Below are 17,678 nucleotides of genomic sequence, written 5' to 3' on the forward strand. Positions count from 1 at the left end.
AAAGTGAATCCATTACAATTTCGTATAGGAAATCATCCCTTTCCCTAAATAAATCGTAAAGTGATACCGCTCATTACCAGCCTGTATAATAAAAGAACCAGAACGGCTCGGATGGCCGCTCGCCAAAAAACCAATCGACTGAGTTCCAAGCGATCCTTGCTCAAATCTCATCTCATCCAGCGGATAAGCTTTCGATAAATAAACATCATAAAAGGAAAAGCGAATGAGGTATTCTTTCCTCGTATTATCAAATCTTACAGAGGTGGGCCGGCCTGAAGACATCGCCACTTGCTGAGCAAGAAGCAAATCAGCCTTTATTTGTTGCGCAGCAAAATCTGACTGGTAGTCAGGTGACATTTCATGGGGAATCCTAACAAGCGGGAGAAGAATCAGCGTTGCCAAAATAGAGAGAACAACTAAATTTTCAATCAGAGTAAAACCATTCGGAGTCTGTTTCATGAGGATGAAGGCTCACTCACAATGCCTTCATTAAACACGGGGATCGAACCGTCGGGGCATTCAATGCTCTCGACATAGCGACCGGAGACAAGATCACTCAGCTCATTAAGCTCATCTCCTGTTTCAATTTCATATGCGTGAACCTGTGTCTGCAACAGCTTAATCGTCGCTTCACATCCTTTATCAGCAGCGACCTCATTGTTTTTCGCCATATTAGGAATGGCGATTAACAACAAAACAGAGATAACCATCAACACAACGAGCATTTCAATTTTCATATGTAGTTCCTATGATTTTAACAAGCTGTAGATTTGTGATGAGATCAATGGTTGAAGATATATGGATGTTGCTATAGATTTGAAAAACAAACGTAAATAATCTGTCTTGTTTTGTCGAACGACTGTTTATTTTTGACCTCCACTTTTATAATGTAAGAAGATAATCTTAGGAGGAATGACATGTATTTATTCTTTGTTTTATTGTCCTTTTTGTCTTTTGTGGCTTTCTTCATTGCATTAATAAGACCATCTCTTTTCAAATTTAAAAACCGCAAACAATCATCATTATTCCTTGGTGGCGCAATTATTATCTTTTTCATCACAGCTATAGTAACAACACCTCTACCTGATGCGCAGGAAGTTACAGCAGATGCAGAAGATACAGAATTAAACGACCAATTAACCCTAGACGATAAAGAGGAAGAAATCACAAAAGAGCAACTAACATTAGAGCTTATTGAAGCCACATTTGATGCCGAAAATAAGATAATCACTGTTAAGGGGAAAACCAACTTAGCTGATGGAATTGAAATCGGTGTTAGTCTTGAAGGAGAAAATGAATACGACTTCCCTGTAATGCCGGGATTTGGCATTGTAGAAAACGGCGGGTTCTCTGTCACTCTTGGCGAAGGTGATACAATTGAAAATGGCCACTACCCAATAAAAGCAAGTTTTGGCTCTTACGATAATGAAGTGGTTAATGAGGTATATGGTGACTACAATAATTTCATTAATTCTTTTGATATTCCAGGCTCAGTCGAAGAGACCGATATTGGATTTAATGTAAATAAGATTCCCCTTGGCGAAATTGAAATTACAGAAGGGTTCACTGCAGAAGAAGTTAAACAGCTAGAACTTGAACAGAAAAAGTCCATAGCTGAAGAAATTAGTTTCGCACATCTTAATAAAAATCCAGATAGGTATGCGGGCGAATATGTGAAATACACTGGTGAAATCGTTCAAATACAAGAAGGTGATGGTTGGACAATAATTCGTTTAGCGGTCACAGAATCAAGTTACGGTTATGATTTTAATGATATTGTTTGGGTAGAGTACGAAGGATATACTGATTTTATTGATGAGGATATAGTAACCGTATACGGTACAATAATGGGATCTCATTCATATACTTCGCAAGCCGGTTGGGAAATAACAGTGCCAGCTTTATTAGCTGATATTATCGAGTGACTAAAGGGCCTTAATCGGCTCTTTTTTTATCCCCTTTATACGAACGTACATTTCCATTTTTTGATCGTTGTATACGAACTCACATTCGCATATAATAATACAAAAACGAGGTGGCACACCATGAAATACAACAAGCTTACACCGGGACAGAATTTAATTTGGGAAAGCTATAGGATCATGCTGCCCAAACAGGTAGAAGAGATCAAACGACTTAAGGCTGAAAAGAGAAAACTTCCATCTCCTCAGCTAGATGATCAAGAGCTTAAACGACTCGGTGTTTTGATTCTTGATGCTCTCCGGCATGGGTTAGAACTGCGCGTTACTTATTGGCATGATGGCTATTATCGAGAGGCGTCGGGTGTTGTGGACTTAGTTGACGAAGAGCACCGTCAAATCAGAGTGGAACTTGCTGATGGGAATTATATCTACATAAAGTTTGAACAACTAAAATATGCCGAAAGGATTTGATCGCTATGCCGATTTTACAGGACGAAGGCATTCGTAAGTTAGCTCAACGCTTTATATTCCTCCCTCTTGCCCGACGAGTTTTTGAGCAGGATCGACTTAAGGTCGAACAGGCAAATTTTAAAATTCCTTCTTTGTACACTGAGTTGATCGACAATGCGATCAGCAAAATCACGACGGATTTAAGGGATTTGAGGAAAGAAATGCGTAGAACCGGACTTAGTGTTTATGAGCAGGAAGCGGGATATTTACTGGTATGTAAGAGGTATCAGTTAGAGGTCAGCTACACCCCCGATTCGATGCGCCGTCATGTGGGGGAGTTGATGCAACAATATTTAAAATAAGGAGGGCTTTAAATGGAAGAGATAAATCTCACTCGTATTTTTAAAGACATGGAGGAATCCGTGGAGGAAGTTGCTAAAAGGTATGATTTAGACCCGCGAACAGTAATATTCATACTTGCGGGTATTATTAAGAGTAAGTCTGTCGAATAAGGTTTGCAGCCCTTGTTTACGAGAGAGGGGCTTTCATTATTTCATGAAGGTATTTCAACCTACATGTCGAAATATGGGATTAAACTCACAACTAAAGGAGATGAGGTGGATAATGAGAAAACGATCGCTGTTATTTAAATCATCATTGCTCGCTCGGTTTAATCGTTTGGCGGTATAGGTATGACAGTAACAACAAGTGGCGCTATCACCGCAATTAGATTACCCTAAGTCGGACCTAAAGATCTATCTCTGACAACGTGAGGATAGCACGAATTACTGCTAGATAATCTTAAAAAGCTCTTAGATAAAGATACTAAACACATGATATAAAATATAAGACAATACTGCATATTTTGTCCAATATAATGATCTGTTGTACAATATAAATTTTTCATTAGCTATCTTAGCTGTGTTATATATTTGGATTAATAATTCTTCATCGAACTGCTCGTCAGTTTGGTTTAGTTTTTTTCTTGCAAAATACGATGAGTGCTGATATTTAGCCACATCCCCAAAAAACCAAAGACCTGGATTCTTGTTTTTTAAGGTAGCCTTCATTCCCTTCAGCGAATATCGAATGCTAAGTATAACAAAAAATGCTGTCAGCAAAAAAAACAATGTAAGAATCCAGAGATAGTCATCAGAGTTAAAATCAAATAGCTTTTCAATATCTTCTAGCGCTAGGATAAATCCACTAAATACACCGAGAAAAGTTAATAATATAGATATCTTGGTATCTACATTTTGAATCCATTGATCATTTTTATTTAATTGTATTAATAATTTTTCAGTGTCCATTATTTGCTCCATTTTTAGAAACTATTATATCACAAAGGGGTAATTGGGGATGGGATTAAAAGAACTTAAAGAAGAATTAGAAAACGACATAAAAATAATTCTAAGTTCCGATTTTGAAGTAACGATTACAGATACTGAACAAGTACCAACAATAAACGATACTGGAATTACTTATCCTAACCTTGATAAAAAAGAAGTGAAGGCTAAGAAAATACAGACATGTGTGTTATATATTGATATTCGAAAATCGACAGATCTCAATTTAAAACACAAGCCCAACACATTAACAAAACTTTATGGTGCCTTTATGCGTTCAATGGTGAAAGCGGCTCAATATTATAGTGGTAAAGTGCGTAATATTATTGGTGATCGTATAATGGTGATATTTGATGTGGAAAATTGTTTTAAAAACGCTGTGAATACTGCAATTTTATTGAATTCTATTGCAAAATATATTTTAAATAAACACTTCACACACAACGAAATAACTTGTGGTATAGGCATCGACTATGGAAGAATGTTGGTATCAAAAGGTGGAATTATAAAAAACGGTGATGAGAACGCACCATACAAATCACTAGTTTGGTTAGGGCGACCCGCAAATGTGGCAAGTAAACTAACGGATCTTGCGAATAAAGAGGTTGAAGTAAAGAAAGAAGTCCAACAAGGATATTTCTATATAATTGATAAACGTTTTTCTGAAAATAGATATTATGATATTACTTTTGAAGAATTTTTTTCGGAAGGTTATATAATGAATTATAATATGATTCAACTAAAAAATAATAATGTGTATTGGTTTTATTCTAATAAAATTAGTGCTTTTCCTAGTTCAAAAGTTATTGAAGTCCCTTTAAAACTACAAGTTCCACCAATTCTTATGACTGAAATCGTATTCAACGAATTTAAAAAATCGTGTCCTAACAACAATTCGATTCGACATAATTGGTGGAAGAAGCAGGATGAAAAGATCTATGATAGTTATGTTCTGTATGGAGGAGATGTTTATTTCACAGATATAAAATGAATGAAACAAAGCACCGCAATATCAGTGCTTTGTTTCTTGTACACTTATTAATAATTTTATGCAACTTCTTTTATTTATTATTCTAACATCCCGATCCGGTCAAAGATTACAGCCAGCTGCTCGCGTGTGAGCGGCTCCTTTGGCCCTTGTCCCTCATTCATCACACCTTTAAGCAGCGCCTTTTTCCAGCTTGCTTCTGCCCAGCTGCTGGGCTTGTTCCCACTAACATTACCCCCTCCTTTACGTTGTAACCCGAAAATGTTTGCAAGGCCCTCCGCATGACTTCGCGCACACAGCTCTAAAAATGCTGGCTTTCGTAGCAGGGCCGCGTCTGCGCTGTTATCAATAAACAAAAACTCTAACAGTACCGCGGGCATGTTCGTCTCTCGTAAGACAACGAAATTTTTCGCTTTTTTTCCACGGTCTACTACTTTGACCGCTCTAATAATCTCGTTATGCAATACGTTCTGATTGGCAACAGTGGCTTGGCTCGTGGTTCCGTTAAACCTGTAAGATTCAAAACCTGTGCCGCCTCCGGCGTTAACATGCACGCTGCTAAAATAATCCGCTCCCCAGCTGTTAGCAAGTCGGGCACGTTCGGACAATGCAATAAAGACGTCGTTTTCGCGACTCAGGCGCACTTGGACACCACTGTACTCATTTAATAAAATGTCCCGTGTACGCCTTGCGATCTGTAATACGATGTCTTTTTCTTGCAGTCCGTTTGCCACCGCTCCTGGATCCTGGCCTCCGTGACCAGGATCGAGAAAAACTTTTTTAGTCATTCGTTTCACACTCCTCGCATTCCGGGCATACTGGCTCCCCATGGTCGCCTTCCTCAAATAACGCTACGTCCCAATTGATCGCGGCTCCGCAACATACGCATTCCGTTATTAGTTCCATTTCAATCCTCCTTTGCCTTTGTTCTGCCCTCACGCTCATTGCCCAACTCAAACAATCCAGTCGCCGCCAAAGCAGCCAGCGCGCCGGCCCATAACCGCAAGATAAGCTCCAGCTCTGTAAACGGGTATGACGCAGCCCCGACGATCAGGCCGATGATGAGCGAGACGAGGGGAACGATGTTTTTAGACAAAGACACTGATCGCTTAAGCAGCTCCACTAACGCTAAAATAATTGGCGATATGACAGTCGCAAATAGTAAAACAGGTTCCATCTTTACCAACTCCTTATAATTAAATAAGCCGCACCTTTTTAGATGCAGCTATCTGTTAATAAAGCTGTCAACTAGCAAATAAATCAGTCCTCCACTCCCAACAAGCAAGCCTAACAGTTTCCAAATTTGTTGATGAGTATAGCGTCGATGCTCTCGGGCGTATACGTCATTTTTCAGGACATGATTCAAAAGTTGCTGGGAAAGCTCTTGCTGTTTTCCACTCTCTTTGAGGACGGTTTTTTCAGTCTCAGCCAGCTGAAGTTTCAGCTCACTGTTTGCCAGCTCCTGCTCCTGCCTATAGATTTCGAGTGACTGGATACGATTCTCATGATCCTGAACCACCTCTCGCATGTCTTTTTCCTCCTCCAAGCTTACTCCCTCCCCTTATCTCTGTATTGGAGGTTGGTGCCCCCACCTTACTACATAAAAAATACACCTACTCAGCGAGTGGTGTTTGTCGCGCTTAAGATTCCCTTTATCAGTAAAAAAGAAGGGTAATTCCTCCTATGTGTCGAAAACACAAGAATAAAGGAGGTGATTCCCTTGGCAAAATACATTGTTAACCATAACACCAAAGAAATACATCGAACAGCCTACACTACCGGAAATTGCAGAATCCATGAAATTCTTCCCAGTCACCGTGAGGATATAAACGATGACTGGAAGATCGCTCAACTGATTCGCAGTGGATACAATGGATGCTATTGGTGTTATCGTTCACAAGATACCGGATAAGGATAAGGGCTTCTGCCCTTCCTTGTCATGCCACTTTTGGCAATCGTCTTTTGTAATACACCCAGTCTTTAAATACATTTGCCATACCCCGTTTGAAATACCGTCCGCATACATATATGGAAAAGGCCTATATCCAAGATTTGCGGCTAATTTAACTGATACTTCATCAATTAATGCTAAAGGTGGGTTTCCACAACTTTTCCATTTACCAAAAGCATTTTCCCAGTCCTCAACTTGGCCAGCATTTCCATGTCCGCAACATGACCCCAAAGTAACAATACCTTGATCATTCAACGAACGTATTTCATCAGATATGCAGGCATCTATCTTCACTCGTTTACTTTGTTGGTTGGGATTGATCACTTCGACGAATTCATAAGTTCCGTGAAAGCACACATACATCACCTCTTTACAAACAGTATGAGTTTCAAGCCTGAAAAATACACCTGTTCAGGTGTCATTCTTATTTGTCTTTCACTGGCGATTAACCCCGGCTTGTTACAGTAGCATCCCTATATCCCTGTCGCACTTTATCCATCACCGTCGGCGAATCCTTACCAAACACAGCATCCAACCTAAAGCCTGACCGCTCGTAAGTCTCAACCACCTCTGTGATACGCTCGTCCATAGTGACGCCCCACTCCCTATTCTGGATGGTCACAATATCCCCTAAATCCCAATCTCGTTCGTACACAAACGGACAACTGTCGAGGATCGTGCCCTCGAAGGTTCTGATTCTCTGCCGCTCGGCAAGCCTCTCTTCGCCCCTCTGCCTCAAGAGGTCGAGAATTTCCTCTTCCGTCAGCCAGCCATCTGGATAGACCACATTGCCATCCTCATCCTCTGTCGGCTCTGCATCACCGTTTCCGATGTCCCGAGCGTCTACAAACATCTCATATCGATCTAAGCCCTCAGCGTCCACGTCTCCAACTTGCACGATAAGCCGGTCAACTCCTTCGCCCTGCCCTGCGACATACGCAATGTTTTTATAGTCAAGTACGCTATCGACAAATCTTTGAGATTGAACAGCGTCAAAATCAGGTGACAATATGACCGGCGGCAAATCGGACTGACTGGTCGTGAGATTGCTTCCTTCTTTCACATCAAATAGCCATTTCTTTTGGTCATAATCGAGCGTAACAAACCACCCTAAGCCGGTCAGCAGGGAGATGCGCTCCAGCTCCTCGTCAAGCTGTTTCCAGCGCGTCTCCCACAGGTCATTATTGCCTCGCTCTTGATCTACAGCAGCAAGCCCCACTTGTGATATGGCACGCTTTGCATCAGCCGGATTGATGACATTAGTAAGGACCAGCTTACGCATGTGCGTCTCTGCTGGTCCGTTTGTTGATTCAGTGGCAGCTCCTTCTGGTGGGATGGCCGGTAATCTTCTCAAGATGCCTTCAAGTGTAGAGCCTCTTATCGTCCAGTTTTCCGACGCTTTACCCGACTCCGTTAACTCAACTTCCATATGCTCAATGACAACTGCTTTGTGGGTATCGTTGCCAGGCACAAGCAGCGCGCCCTCATGAAGATGCTGAGCGTTATTGGCGTATCTGTTGACTACAAACTGAAACTCGCCTGCCTTGTGCCAGCGGCGCGTCAACATGAAGCTCTCGTAAGCGTCGATCTCTCCAAGCAAGTTAAATTGGTCGTCGATGATGCGGATTGGTTTCATGGGTCACCACCTAACTTTAGTAATAGTTCTAATTGACCGATATAATTATTAAAATGATTGGGGGTTCTTAAAATGATACATTCACGCTTTTCCCGTTGGTATCAAATAATCATGTGTCTTTTATTTCTTGGTACAGGAGTATTAATGGCTATAGTAGCAGCATTCGGCTATTTAGATAAAGGATTAGAACTTAGTTATGCCGGGTTATCCATTGCTTTGATCTCTATGTCATTTTCTGTTGTACTTAATCTTTTTAATTCGAAGGATACTGAAGATAACAAAAAATCCCTAAATGCCATATCCGAACAGCTGAAAGTAATAGAGTCTAAAATACAAAGCCAAACAACTGACAAAGACATTGAAGAACAAATCGAACTGCTTCGCCAAGAAATAGCCAATCAAAGGACTCCAAAGTTCTCCCTAATCACAAACAACTTCATCAAAAAGGAAGACCAATAGTGGCCTTCCTTTCACCCTTCCAACGGTTTCCCATCCTCCCCTAATCCAAGAGCTTCAAGCTCTGCTTCTACTCCCGGCTTAAGGTTAGCCGGCACCGCCTCAAATGTCCGTCTGCCTGCAATCACCAATGTCACATATACCGTTACCAACATACGATCATCTCCCTTAAATAAAATTAAAAACGCCAACGTGATCCGCTGCCGCCAACTGCGTAACCTATTCATTTTCGATTGCCTTCCTTACGTCCTCTCTTATGTTAACCGGGACTGCTAGAACGTCGGTGCCGTCCTCCAATGACCGCCGGCCAGCCTGTACCAGCGCTTTATAAGCCTCGATAATTTTAGCCTTAGACATTTGCCTCACCTCCTGCAAAGATTAATTCGTACATTTCAGCAATAGCCTCATAAGTGTTCAATTGACCGATTACCTGCTCTTCGTACACAGCAGCCGTAGCCTCATAGGCGTCGAGCTGGGCGGTGATCTGCCCCTCGTAAACTTCGGCGAGGGCTTCATAGAGATTAAGCTCCAGTTCTTCGATCGGATCGAGCGGCTCCGGCTCTTCCGGTTCGATAACCTCTTCCCGGTAATAAAATTCTTCTGTTTCAGGATTGTAACAAACTGAATATCCATCCTTGGAGGGAAGCAGATCCTCTTGATTCACAAGGTACCCGCCTTCCTTTTCCTCCTCGGTCAGTTCATCAGGAAAATAATGCGTTCTAACAATTTCCTGATTCTGACCGATAACCACAAAGACCATTTGACTTCCTCCTTATGTTAAATTGTAACTCATTGGAACCTCAAAGAACTTTTCAATAAAGTAACCGGATGCTAGTTGATAGTAGTGCCCATCTGAATCAAAGTACCCTCGTAAAAGACGTGCCCTGGAATTTGCCATAGTTCCCCAAGTTGATTGTGATCTTTGGTAAAAGTAATTAAGAGAGCTATTGTTATACCCGGTAGCATTACGGTTAGCCCGTAGAAAATCGCTGGCCATATTAGTGTGATAGTAAATGTCTCCTACAAGGCTAAGTTGATAGTCTAGGCCGCCAGGCATAGTAAAAACAATCGCCCCGTCACTTTCTCTAAGAACAACCCCGTTTAAATTCGGGGAACCCGTCTGCGTAAGCCACCCATATTTGTTTGTGTGCTCTCCGTTATGGTTGTATGGTCTTCCATTTGCCGTTGCGACAATCCTAGCAGATGATCCTGTACTACCAATAACCTCTATTGACGTTCCTGCTCCACTGGACGCATTGCTTCCAAATACGTTATCTGCTCTCCAAACCACACTTTGGTCAGAAATATTAAATTTATAAAATCGGTTAGGTCCGCTCGTTGTAGAATCAGTGCATGTGGTGAAATAGATGTGATTATTTGAATTGCCTGGCTTAAAACGACTAATAGCATAAACCTGATAACTAGCACTCGTGTCAAATGTAGCAGACCATAGCAAATTTAGGGTATTACTAAACGCCCTAATGGAATTAGAGCCATTAGAAACGTACACATTCCCGTTCGCATCCAAACCTAAGCACCATTTCGGTGTTGCTGCATCAATTGTGGAAGAGTTCATATGACCACCATTCACAAGATTACGTCTATAGATACGGAAAGTCCAAGCAGACGTATTAACGGAAATTACATACACACTATTATGCGTGACCATGATGTCTTGAATATACGGATTCCCTGCTGTGTAAGGTATTGTTTCCCAAATTAATGAGAAATCACTCTTACGAAACGCCCTTACGTATCCCTTACTATCGCCTATATAGACATTGTTTTCATCAGAATCAGAGCATGTCCACTGTGTACGTTCAAATGAACTTGAAATAGTAGTAACATCACGTGTGTAGCGATTATCTATATAAACAACGGAAGAAGCATTATAATTCGGAAATGGAAAATCCGTAAGGCTAGGTGTATTGCCTTCCACTTTTAAATTATCAATGCGACTTGTCAAAGCGTCCACACGGTCAATCACGACCTGCAGCGCATCATTAATGCTCGGCAGAATGTTAGAGGACACCACCGGACATAATTCTTTATCCCCGCGCTCATCCGTAATGTCCGCTGCATTGATAAAGCTCTGTCCAGCTGTCACCCGGACCTGAGCCAGCGATAGCTCGTAAATGTTGCCCTCCCGTGTCAGAGCTGGAGGTACAAGATTAGCAGCAGGCTCCCCTTGCAGCACTCTCACCTCAATTGACCGCGCTGACAGCGACAAATCGAGCCTTAGCACAATGCGGTCAATACGATCAAGCGTGTTGTGAGCCCCCGCCAATGTGATGGGCAGAGGCACGTCATACAGGCTGTAGACATAGCCCTCGATCCATGCGTAGCCGGTCTGTACTTGCACCGTCATGCCCTCTCTTGCCTCCACCTTGAGCGTATCGGGATCGGTGAGGATGCCGGTATTGATCAAAGGCTTAAGGTATTGCACAAACTGCTCTGCCGGGTACTCTCGTAAATCTGATGCGATGCTGTCAAACGGCAAACTAAATTCTGGCATTCTATCTCCCTCCCTTAAATGTGCTTCCACGTTTCTCTGTTGATGATATGTTGAATGTTACTTACAGTCGTGTTATATTTTTGAGCTAAATCACTGTAACTGGTTCCCCACTTTTCTCTTTCCCTCCTAATGTTAATTACGTCATCCGCTCGCAATTTCGCCGTATGGAAATATCCTTTAGCGAACATGATTTTTCTCCTCTGTTTGGTCCATCTATTCCTTCCTTTTCTGTCGCGATCCTTCATATTATCTTGGTGAGTACCTAGAAATAAATGATTCGGATTTACACATACAGGGTTGTCACATGAGTGACATACATCCAAATCTGAAGGTACCTTGCCTTTAAAAAAAGAGTATGACAAACGATGAGCGTATTGAGTCTTACCTTGATACGTCATCGTCCCATACCCCTGACTTTTTCCAGCTTGCCAGTTCCAACATTCTTCTTTACTTACGCCTTTTGGAACTTTTGACAAGAACCTTTCTTTAGCTTCCTCGAAGGTTTCTGTAGGCTTACCTTTACCATAGCATTTTGTAGAACAGTACTTACGACCCGAGCCCTCGTAATAATTCCCGCATCTATCGCAATGTCGTTTATAAACTTTGGACAAAGGAACCCCTCCTAAATGCCGCAATATCGGTTTCTGTAGCTCACCCTTACACGAGTGAGCGTGCTGTCGTTGTTGCTGGAATACTCTAGTAAATTTTCACCTAATTCCAGCTGGAAAAAGGCGACGTTAAGATCAGTAATATAGTGCATTGCGTTTTCTACTGTCCCGTCTGCTCTCCTTATCTCAACACGCTTCTTCCCGAATGTCGTATCGACATACAGGATGTCATGTTCCCCAAGTTCTCGCCCGACGGCCATATACTCGCCGGTCGTCAGATTAGAGACAGTTGGATTAATTGCTGGCCCTTTAAACTCAATCTCGACCGGCGTCGGAACATCTCCCACATTTTCAAAGACTCGCTGATAGCCTCTGTGTGCAAACTGCGTCGGCAGCACAAGCGGAAATTTAAGACCGCCCATGAGGTAAGCCATTTGTTCTCCGCTGACATACGGATCGAGCCAAAAAGGTTCCGGGCAAACAAGATTGACCATGAAATGCTGAAAAACTCCCTCGCGTTTCGGGGGGAAATAAGGCGCTGACTCCACACTGGCAACGATTTGATTAGTGCCGCCGTGATGATCATAGGTTAGTTCAATGTCATAATCAGCCACCAGTGCGCGTTGCAGCTCACGCCTTAACCTCGCAATCTCCTGTTTGTTTTGGCTAACAATCGCCCCCTCAATAGTGAGGTATCTCGGCTCGTATACCATGCCTACCTTTGTGGCGCCGGCTTGATAGGGAGCCTTTTGCAGCTGGACCTCATTAGGCGTCGCACTCTCCCCGTCTAATTCGACCAAAATAAAAGGACCGGTATTACCAAGCTCTACCGATCCTAAATGACCTTTTAAGGTTAATTTTTTCACTTTATCACCCCATCGCCATACGCTTAGATGCATTAGTGACCTGACGGGCAATCTCTGACGGGCTTGACCGGTCACTGTTAGCGTTAATGGTGATGTTGTTTGTCACGCTGCTGGAGGATGAAGCTGATCCAGATGAGGATGATCGTACTGCTCCAGTGATAGCTCCTACAATACCCTTTGGTATGCTCGGCACCAATCCCCCACCAACTTTACTGACAGCATCACCAATCTTTTTAGCAGCATCAGAGAGGCTACTGCCACTTCCCCCTCCGCGACTTGGCATTGGAGGTGGCGCGGGAGCCGCGACATTAAAGGCATCTTTGAAGGTCTGGCTGATCTTGTCGGCAATGCTCTTAGCGGTTGCGATTAAATCCTCCTGCATCTCAATCATGCCGTCCTTAAGACCTTCCATCGCAGACTTACCGACGTCCGGCATTTCCTCGGCCATGCCAATAAACTCACCTGTTGTTCCTTCGCGGATCTGATTAACTTGCCGCGACCATTCGAGGCGCAATTCGTCGAGTTCCAACTTTGTATTTTCTTTAAGCTGCTTAATCTGCCTGTCGGTCGTGTTCTTTAATTTTTCCAATTCGCTCTCGGCCTGCTGCTGCGCCAGTTGGTTTTTCTGCTTAAACAAGTTGCTGTACTCAGAAAGTTCGGCGTCGGTCAGCCCGTTTAAAGCAGCAATCTCAGCCGCCGCTTTTGGCCCCATTTCTCGTAGTTCTGCAAGCAGTCCCTTATCAATACCGCGCTTTGCTAAGCTGGCAATGTTGCGTGACCAGTTTTCAAACGTCGTGACTTGACCGCGAAGGTTTTCAATCAGTTGCTGGCCGCTCACTTCTTCCTTCTGTGTAACCTCATCAAAAAGACCCGCAAAGCTCACAAGAGACTTTGTTCGGGCATCTAAGGTCTTTTGATATTCATCACGCAGGCGTTTCTCTTCGCTGATTAAACGATTGTTAATTTCTTGTCTTCTGTTGTAATAATCCTGATCAATTCGCTTAATTCTTTCAGCAATTTCTTGTCGCACCCGGTACATTTCTCTCTCGGCTTGCTTGCGAAGTTCGATGTTATTGATATGCGTGTCATGAACCCGCTGCCAAGCGGCCAGTTCCTCGGCTAACGACAGTTGATTGTAGTATTTACGCTCATCGATCCACGCCTTTGATTTATCAAAAGCTTCCTTCTCAAGTTTTTGTTTTTCTTCTTCCAAAGCCTTTTTCACGCGATAAATTTCACGTTCCAGCTTCTCATATTCCTCGCTACCCGCCTTGTAGCGTTCGATCATCCTCTCGTAAGATGTTAATTCTTGCTCGAGCGTCATTTGATTAAAATACTTGCGTCGCTCAATGAATTTCATAGAAGTATCAAAGGTTTCTTTGATGTATTTCTCCTCGGTATCCTTTAGGGTTTTGGCAATTTTCCGCCGCTGCTCGGCCGTCTTAGCAAACTCAAACTCGATTGCCTTTAACGCAGCGACATATTGCTCTGTGCTAATTTGACCAAGCTCATAACGGCTGGCTGATGACTTCATGGCTTCATCAAACTCTGCCTTTACCCGGGCAGCTCCGTCTTTTGCAGCCTTGCCAGCTTTAGCAGCATCCTGCATGATTGAGGTAATGGCGCGAGTGGTTGCATTTGTAATCGGCTGCCATGCATTGTCGGCTAGTTTATCCGCAGCCTTTTTAACATCCGATGTTGTTTTCGTGATCCCTTGGGCATAGCCTTTCCCGGTATCCTGTCCAAGTTTGTCTGTAACACGGGACGGTGAACGAATGTCTAATGCACTCTTAATGCCACCAGTAACCGTTGTGGCAATATTTTTAACAGCGGTTTTTACGTCTTCGACTTTTTGAGTGATTCCATTCACTAAGCCTTGGATGATATTTTGACCGATTTCCATGAGGTTAATTGATCGCAAAAAAGCTTCGGCCTCATTCCATTTCGTCGAAATTGCCAACTTCGCTTCATCCATTTTCCCGCGGATCGCCGTCACTTTTTCACTAAATTTCGCGGTGATGCTATTTTTCATTCCCTCAATTTTTTGAGTGGTGTCAGAAGCTATTTGCTCGGCTCGACTTCTAATATCGCTACCAAGCTGTGTCCAATTCTCCCGGCCATTCGCAAGCATTTCTCTCCATTTTTGCCCCATGTCATTTTTAAAGACTTCCCACTTTGACAGGATTTCTCCGGTTTCCCAGTCTACGTGATTGACATGCTCTTGCGCTTGTTTCTGGGCCTCGGTAACTATTTTCCCATGCATTTCCTCAGCAAAATTAATACTCTCATCACGCTGACGTTGAGCTTCTTCTATTAGCTTGTCAGCCTGTTCTTTAGTAATTGCCCCAAGTTGATCTCGTTGCCTTTCGATCTCAGCGACCGTTAGTGTATATTGATCCTGCGCCTCTTGAACAACTTTATCTTTTTGATCTGCTGCATTTTTAACTACTTCAGCAGCTTGCCTAGCAGTGATTTCTCCTGCTTGCTGCTCCATACGTCCCAAGATAAGCTGCTGTTCCTCGGCATTTTTGGTTAAAACTTGTATCCCGGTATCAACCATCTCCTGTTGTATACGGTTGATTTCGCCTTTTTCCCATTGAGTGAGCGACCGTTTTTCTTCGGATGCTCTTGCCATAATTCCCTGGACTTTGGCGTTCCCCTCTTCGACTCTCGCAACTTGCTCATCATAGCCATCCTGGACACTTTGGATGATAGTTTGTTGTTCTTCCTCCACAATTTGTGTAGACTCAGCAAAAAGATTTTGCATGATGCTTACAGCCTCATCTTTTTTCTCATTTAAGCTCCCGGTAATTTGAGCTCCCATTTGTTCAAAGTTAGATGAGATGCTGTCTCTCATTTCTGTTGTCACTTCTTGCCCGCTCCAAACCAACTCGTTTAAAGCAGCTGTAGCTTTTTCGTTTAACTCAAGAAAAGCACCGACGGCCTTGGCCGTTTCTTCGGATATGCCTTCTCCAAACAATTCTATTTCTGGCAACGCATCACTCATGGCATATTCAACGCCTTTAATTGATGCAACTATCATGCCTATCGGCCCTGATAAACCGATTAATAATTGCCCTAACCCATTTCCTTTCTCCGTCAAAGTATCCCAATTTTTATATAGAGCGATCCCTCCGGCTGTTAATCCCGCAAGGGCAGCAACTGTGATACCTACAGGACCTGTTGCGAGTGCCGCTAGTGCTGCCCCTAATCCTCCAGCTCCAGCGATAACACCTGATAATGAACCAGCAATTGTCATGACGCTTGCAATCCCTGTCGCTAAACTCCCAAGCACCATCAATAAGGGGCCAATAGCTGCCGCGACGCCAGCTAACGTAAGAATTAACTTCTGCGTTTCTGGATCAAGTTGTCCGATCCAAGTAAAAATCTCCGTTAGTTTAATGATTAAATCCGTAAAAGCAGGCAAAAGATGCGCTGAAAAAGCAATTGATAGTTCTTCAAATGCCGATTTCATCTGATCGATGTTCCCTTTCGCATTGGCTTGCATAGTCAATGCCATATCATTTAAAGCGCCATTTGACTCAATTACGTTTTGTTTTAGCTCCCCATATTCATCATTTAGGCCAGCCATCAAAGCCTGAAACGTCTTCATGTGCTCTTTACCAGCGATCATTGACACATATTGTGCTCGCTGTTCATCCGTCATTGTAGCGGTAGCAGCTCCTACTTCGCGTAAAACCGCCTCTAATCCTTTGAAACTACCTTCACTATCAAACGCGGATAGGTTAAGTTCTTCCATCGCGACGCCGGCTTGTCCGGCTCCGCTGGTTAAATTGGTAAATATCGCATTTAATGCACGGCCTGCCTCGGAGCCTTTAAAACCACGGTTCGCCATAATCCCTAGCAATGCATTCGCTTCTTCGATCGGCACATTAAAAGAGGCAAGTGTTCCACCAGCAACTAGGAACGCTTCCATCAATGCATCAATATTTGTGTTTGAGCTTCTAGCTGTTTGTGCGACTTGATCTAAGTAGTGAGGTAAATCTTGCACTTGAATGCCTAACGCAGCCATTGAATCTGTTACGAGGTCTGATGCCCGTCCTAAATCCATATTTGCAGCTTCTGACAGTCTCAAAATAGGCATCAAACCGCTGAGCATCTGTTGAGTATCCCAGCCGGCCAATGCCATATATCCAAGCGCGTCAGCTGCCTCAGATGCACTTTTTGACGTTGTCGCCCCGGCATCACGAGCAGCTGCTTCGAGTTTTGCCAGATCATCACCGGCTGCCCCAGAGATAGCTGCGACATTTGACATAGCAGCTTCAAAATCCATTCCTGTTTTCATCATCAATGCGCCCAAACCAACAATGGGAGCCGTTACTCTCATGGATAAATCACGGCCAACATTCTTCATGCTGTCGCCGACTTTTTTAAATTGCTCCCCCGCCTGCTTAAGACTGGTTTCCATTTTGCGCCAAGGATTTGTCTGCCGATCAAGCTCTGCTGTCACACCTTTTAGAGCTGTTTGCGTTTTATTCATTTCGGCCACGGCCTTGTTATAGGCCGCCTGCGCTTTTTGAGTTTCGGCAGAGTTATCCCCGGTTGCCTTTCGGCTTTCCTCGTATCTGCGTCGCAACTCTTCCACTTTTGCCCGCTGCAGATCAAGTGTCCTGGTTAAAACATCTGACTTTGCCCGTAACTCATCCACACCACGGGCAAAGCCAGTACCGGTTGACGTGACAGCTTTTTGCTCATTCTGCAAGCTCTTAAGCTGCCGGTTAATGCCGGCCATGCCCTGTTCAAACTGCGCCGAGTCTAGGGATATTTTTGTTTTTAACTCACCGACTGTTGCCAATTCTATTCACCCCCTCACCTACAGAATCTGGTCAATGTAGACCTGTTTCTCTTCGACGCTGGAATTGTAAAGCTCAAAGAAAAAATGGATGTCCATCTCATCTATCGCAGCGAGTGTCCATCCA

At 43.3% G+C, this 17,678-nt stretch carries 22 protein-coding genes; 6 read left to right on the forward strand and 16 right to left on the reverse strand.

The features are described 5' to 3' along the window. Positions 1-12 precede the first annotated feature (12 nt). Both comGD and comGC read right to left on the reverse strand, forming a co-directional pair. Positions 13-459: a competence type IV pilus minor pilin ComGD gene (gene comGD / locus ABMB67_RS15270; RefSeq protein ID WP_251224030.1), complete on the reverse strand. Its 447-nt coding sequence runs from the start codon at positions 457-459 to the stop codon at positions 13-15. Then, positions 456-737, reverse strand: coding sequence for a competence type IV pilus major pilin ComGC (gene comGC / locus ABMB67_RS15275; protein ID WP_354572581.1), 282 nt, complete (start codon positions 735-737; stop codon positions 456-458). The genes comGD and comGC overlap by 4 nt, the downstream gene beginning before the upstream one ends. A gap of 180 nt (positions 738-917) precedes the next feature. On the opposite strand from comGC, the gene ABMB67_RS15280 reads away from it, so the two are divergent. The 4 genes from ABMB67_RS15280 (at position 918) to ABMB67_RS15295 (ending at position 2,884) form a co-directional block, all read left to right on the forward strand. Continuing rightward, complete coding sequence (locus tag ABMB67_RS15280) at positions 918-1,925, forward strand: hypothetical protein (RefSeq protein ID WP_354572582.1); 1,008 nt, start codon at positions 918-920, stop codon at positions 1,923-1,925. Between the two features lie 120 nt (positions 1,926-2,045). After that, positions 2,046-2,393 (forward strand): YolD-like family protein, encoded by a 348-nt coding sequence (locus tag ABMB67_RS15285; RefSeq protein ID WP_354572583.1) that lies wholly within the window; start codon positions 2,046-2,048, stop codon positions 2,391-2,393. A 5-nt stretch (positions 2,394-2,398) separates the two neighbouring features. Continuing rightward, the gene (locus tag ABMB67_RS15290; protein ID WP_354572584.1) at positions 2,399-2,734 is read left to right on the forward strand and encodes a YhjD family protein; all 336 of its coding nucleotides are present in this window, start codon (positions 2,399-2,401) and stop codon (positions 2,732-2,734) included. A 12-nt stretch (positions 2,735-2,746) separates the two neighbouring features. Continuing rightward, positions 2,747-2,884 carry a hypothetical protein gene (locus ABMB67_RS15295; RefSeq protein WP_354572585.1) on the forward strand — a complete coding sequence of 46 codons (138 nt, stop codon included), beginning with the start codon at positions 2,747-2,749 and terminating at the stop codon, positions 2,882-2,884. Between the two features lie 300 nt (positions 2,885-3,184). On the opposite strand, the gene ABMB67_RS15300 is transcribed toward ABMB67_RS15295, so the two are convergent. Further along, positions 3,185-3,682, reverse strand: coding sequence for a Pycsar system effector family protein (locus ABMB67_RS15300; protein WP_354572586.1), 498 nt, complete (start codon positions 3,680-3,682; stop codon positions 3,185-3,187). Positions 3,683-3,731: 49 nt separating this feature from the next. Between ABMB67_RS15300 and ABMB67_RS15305 the strand changes: the two genes are divergently transcribed. Then, on the forward strand, positions 3,732-4,709 hold the full coding sequence (locus tag ABMB67_RS15305; RefSeq protein ID WP_354572587.1) for an adenylate/guanylate cyclase domain-containing protein: 978 nt from the start codon (positions 3,732-3,734) through the stop codon (positions 4,707-4,709). Between the two features lie 77 nt (positions 4,710-4,786). Here the strand turns inward: ABMB67_RS15305 and ABMB67_RS15310 are convergent, their stop codons facing one another. The 6 genes from ABMB67_RS15310 to ABMB67_RS15335 form a co-directional block, all read right to left on the reverse strand. Then, complete coding sequence (locus ABMB67_RS15310) at positions 4,787-5,494, reverse strand: N-acetylmuramoyl-L-alanine amidase family protein (RefSeq protein ID WP_354572588.1); 708 nt, start codon at positions 5,492-5,494, stop codon at positions 4,787-4,789. Continuing rightward, positions 5,487-5,612 carry a hypothetical protein gene (locus ABMB67_RS15315; RefSeq protein WP_354572589.1) on the reverse strand — a complete coding sequence of 42 codons (126 nt, stop codon included), beginning with the start codon at positions 5,610-5,612 and terminating at the stop codon, positions 5,487-5,489. The genes ABMB67_RS15310 and ABMB67_RS15315 overlap by 8 nt, the downstream gene beginning before the upstream one ends. A gap of 1 nt (position 5,613) precedes the next feature. Further along, entirely contained in the window at positions 5,614-5,883 is a 270-nt protein-coding gene (locus tag ABMB67_RS15320; protein WP_354572590.1) for a holin, read from the reverse strand. Between the two features lie 48 nt (positions 5,884-5,931). Beyond that, the gene (locus ABMB67_RS15325) at positions 5,932-6,234 is read right to left on the reverse strand and encodes a hypothetical protein (RefSeq protein ID WP_354572591.1); all 303 of its coding nucleotides are present in this window, start codon (positions 6,232-6,234) and stop codon (positions 5,932-5,934) included. 366 nt (positions 6,235-6,600) lie between these two features. Next, positions 6,601-7,014: a hypothetical protein gene (locus tag ABMB67_RS15330; RefSeq protein WP_354572592.1), complete on the reverse strand. Its 414-nt coding sequence runs from the start codon at positions 7,012-7,014 to the stop codon at positions 6,601-6,603. An 88-nt stretch (positions 7,015-7,102) separates the two neighbouring features. Then, positions 7,103-8,293, reverse strand: coding sequence for a siphovirus ReqiPepy6 Gp37-like family protein (locus ABMB67_RS15335; protein WP_354572593.1), 1,191 nt, complete (start codon positions 8,291-8,293; stop codon positions 7,103-7,105). Positions 8,294-8,437: 144 nt separating this feature from the next. On the opposite strand from ABMB67_RS15335, the gene ABMB67_RS15340 reads away from it, so the two are divergent. Next, a complete protein-coding gene (locus ABMB67_RS15340; protein WP_354572594.1) occupies positions 8,438-8,752 on the forward strand; it encodes a hypothetical protein in 315 nt (104 codons plus the stop codon). Positions 8,753-8,763: 11 nt separating this feature from the next. Here the strand turns inward: ABMB67_RS15340 and ABMB67_RS15345 are convergent, their stop codons facing one another. The 7 genes from ABMB67_RS15345 to ABMB67_RS15375 form a co-directional block, all read right to left on the reverse strand. Further along, positions 8,764-8,904: a CD1375 family protein gene (locus ABMB67_RS15345; protein ID WP_354572595.1), complete on the reverse strand. Its 141-nt coding sequence runs from the start codon at positions 8,902-8,904 to the stop codon at positions 8,764-8,766. Positions 8,905-8,968: 64 nt separating this feature from the next. After that, positions 8,969-9,106, reverse strand: coding sequence for a CD1375 family protein (locus tag ABMB67_RS15350; protein ID WP_354572596.1), 138 nt, complete (start codon positions 9,104-9,106; stop codon positions 8,969-8,971). Then, positions 9,099-9,509, reverse strand: a complete 411-nt coding sequence (locus ABMB67_RS15355) for a hypothetical protein (protein ID WP_354572597.1) — start codon at positions 9,507-9,509, stop codon at positions 9,099-9,101. Before ABMB67_RS15355 ends, ABMB67_RS15350 begins: the two co-directional genes overlap by 8 nt. A 12-nt stretch (positions 9,510-9,521) precedes the next feature. Further along, positions 9,522-11,264, reverse strand: a complete 1,743-nt coding sequence (locus ABMB67_RS15360) for a hypothetical protein (protein WP_354572598.1) — start codon at positions 11,262-11,264, stop codon at positions 9,522-9,524. Between the two features lie 14 nt (positions 11,265-11,278). Further along, on the reverse strand, positions 11,279-11,875 hold the full coding sequence (locus ABMB67_RS15365) for an HNH endonuclease (protein ID WP_354572599.1): 597 nt from the start codon (positions 11,873-11,875) through the stop codon (positions 11,279-11,281). Positions 11,876-11,886: 11 nt separating this feature from the next. After that, positions 11,887-12,771 carry a phage tail family protein gene (locus tag ABMB67_RS15370; protein WP_354572600.1) on the reverse strand — a complete coding sequence of 295 codons (885 nt, stop codon included), beginning with the start codon at positions 12,769-12,771 and terminating at the stop codon, positions 11,887-11,889. Then, positions 12,743-17,554 carry a phage tail tape measure protein gene (locus ABMB67_RS15375; protein WP_354572601.1) on the reverse strand — a complete coding sequence of 1,604 codons (4,812 nt, stop codon included), beginning with the start codon at positions 17,552-17,554 and terminating at the stop codon, positions 12,743-12,745. Before ABMB67_RS15375 ends, ABMB67_RS15370 begins: the two co-directional genes overlap by 29 nt. Positions 17,555-17,678: the final 124 nt, after the last annotated feature.

Origin of the sequence: Halalkalibacter oceani, assembly GCF_040544555.1 — a bacterium.
GTDB lineage: Bacteria > Bacillota > Bacilli > Bacillales > Bacillaceae_D > Halalkalibacter > Halalkalibacter oceani.

Coding starts and splice junctions, on each gene's coding strand:
- comGD (WP_251224030.1), bottom strand. CDS start 459: ATGAAACAGACTCCGAATGGTTTTACTCTGATTGAAAATTTAGTTGTT.
- comGC (WP_354572581.1), bottom strand. CDS start 737: ATGAAAATTGAAATGCTCGTTGTGTTGATGGTTATCTCTGTTTTGTTG.
- ABMB67_RS15280 (WP_354572582.1), top strand. CDS start 918: ATGTATTTATTCTTTGTTTTATTGTCCTTTTTGTCTTTTGTGGCTTTC.
- ABMB67_RS15285 (WP_354572583.1), top strand. CDS start 2,046: ATGAAATACAACAAGCTTACACCGGGACAGAATTTAATTTGGGAAAGC.
- ABMB67_RS15290 (WP_354572584.1), top strand. CDS start 2,399: ATGCCGATTTTACAGGACGAAGGCATTCGTAAGTTAGCTCAACGCTTT.
- ABMB67_RS15295 (WP_354572585.1), top strand. CDS start 2,747: ATGGAAGAGATAAATCTCACTCGTATTTTTAAAGACATGGAGGAATCC.
- ABMB67_RS15300 (WP_354572586.1), bottom strand. CDS start 3,682: ATGGACACTGAAAAATTATTAATACAATTAAATAAAAATGATCAATGG.
- ABMB67_RS15305 (WP_354572587.1), top strand. CDS start 3,732: ATGGGATTAAAAGAACTTAAAGAAGAATTAGAAAACGACATAAAAATA.
- ABMB67_RS15310 (WP_354572588.1), bottom strand. CDS start 5,494: ATGACTAAAAAAGTTTTTCTCGATCCTGGTCACGGAGGCCAGGATCCA.
- ABMB67_RS15315 (WP_354572589.1), bottom strand. CDS start 5,612: ATGGAACTAATAACGGAATGCGTATGTTGCGGAGCCGCGATCAATTGG.
- ABMB67_RS15320 (WP_354572590.1), bottom strand. CDS start 5,883: ATGGAACCTGTTTTACTATTTGCGACTGTCATATCGCCAATTATTTTA.
- ABMB67_RS15325 (WP_354572591.1), bottom strand. CDS start 6,234: ATGCGAGAGGTGGTTCAGGATCATGAGAATCGTATCCAGTCACTCGAA.
- ABMB67_RS15335 (WP_354572593.1), bottom strand. CDS start 8,293: ATGAAACCAATCCGCATCATCGACGACCAATTTAACTTGCTTGGAGAG.
- ABMB67_RS15340 (WP_354572594.1), top strand. CDS start 8,438: ATGGCTATAGTAGCAGCATTCGGCTATTTAGATAAAGGATTAGAACTT.
- ABMB67_RS15345 (WP_354572595.1), bottom strand. CDS start 8,904: ATGTTGGTAACGGTATATGTGACATTGGTGATTGCAGGCAGACGGACA.
- ABMB67_RS15350 (WP_354572596.1), bottom strand. CDS start 9,106: ATGTCTAAGGCTAAAATTATCGAGGCTTATAAAGCGCTGGTACAGGCT.
- ABMB67_RS15355 (WP_354572597.1), bottom strand. CDS start 9,509: ATGGTCTTTGTGGTTATCGGTCAGAATCAGGAAATTGTTAGAACGCAT.
- ABMB67_RS15360 (WP_354572598.1), bottom strand. CDS start 11,264: ATGCCAGAATTTAGTTTGCCGTTTGACAGCATCGCATCAGATTTACGA.
- ABMB67_RS15370 (WP_354572600.1), bottom strand. CDS start 12,771: ATGCATCTAAGCGTATGGCGATGGGGTGATAAAGTGAAAAAATTAACC.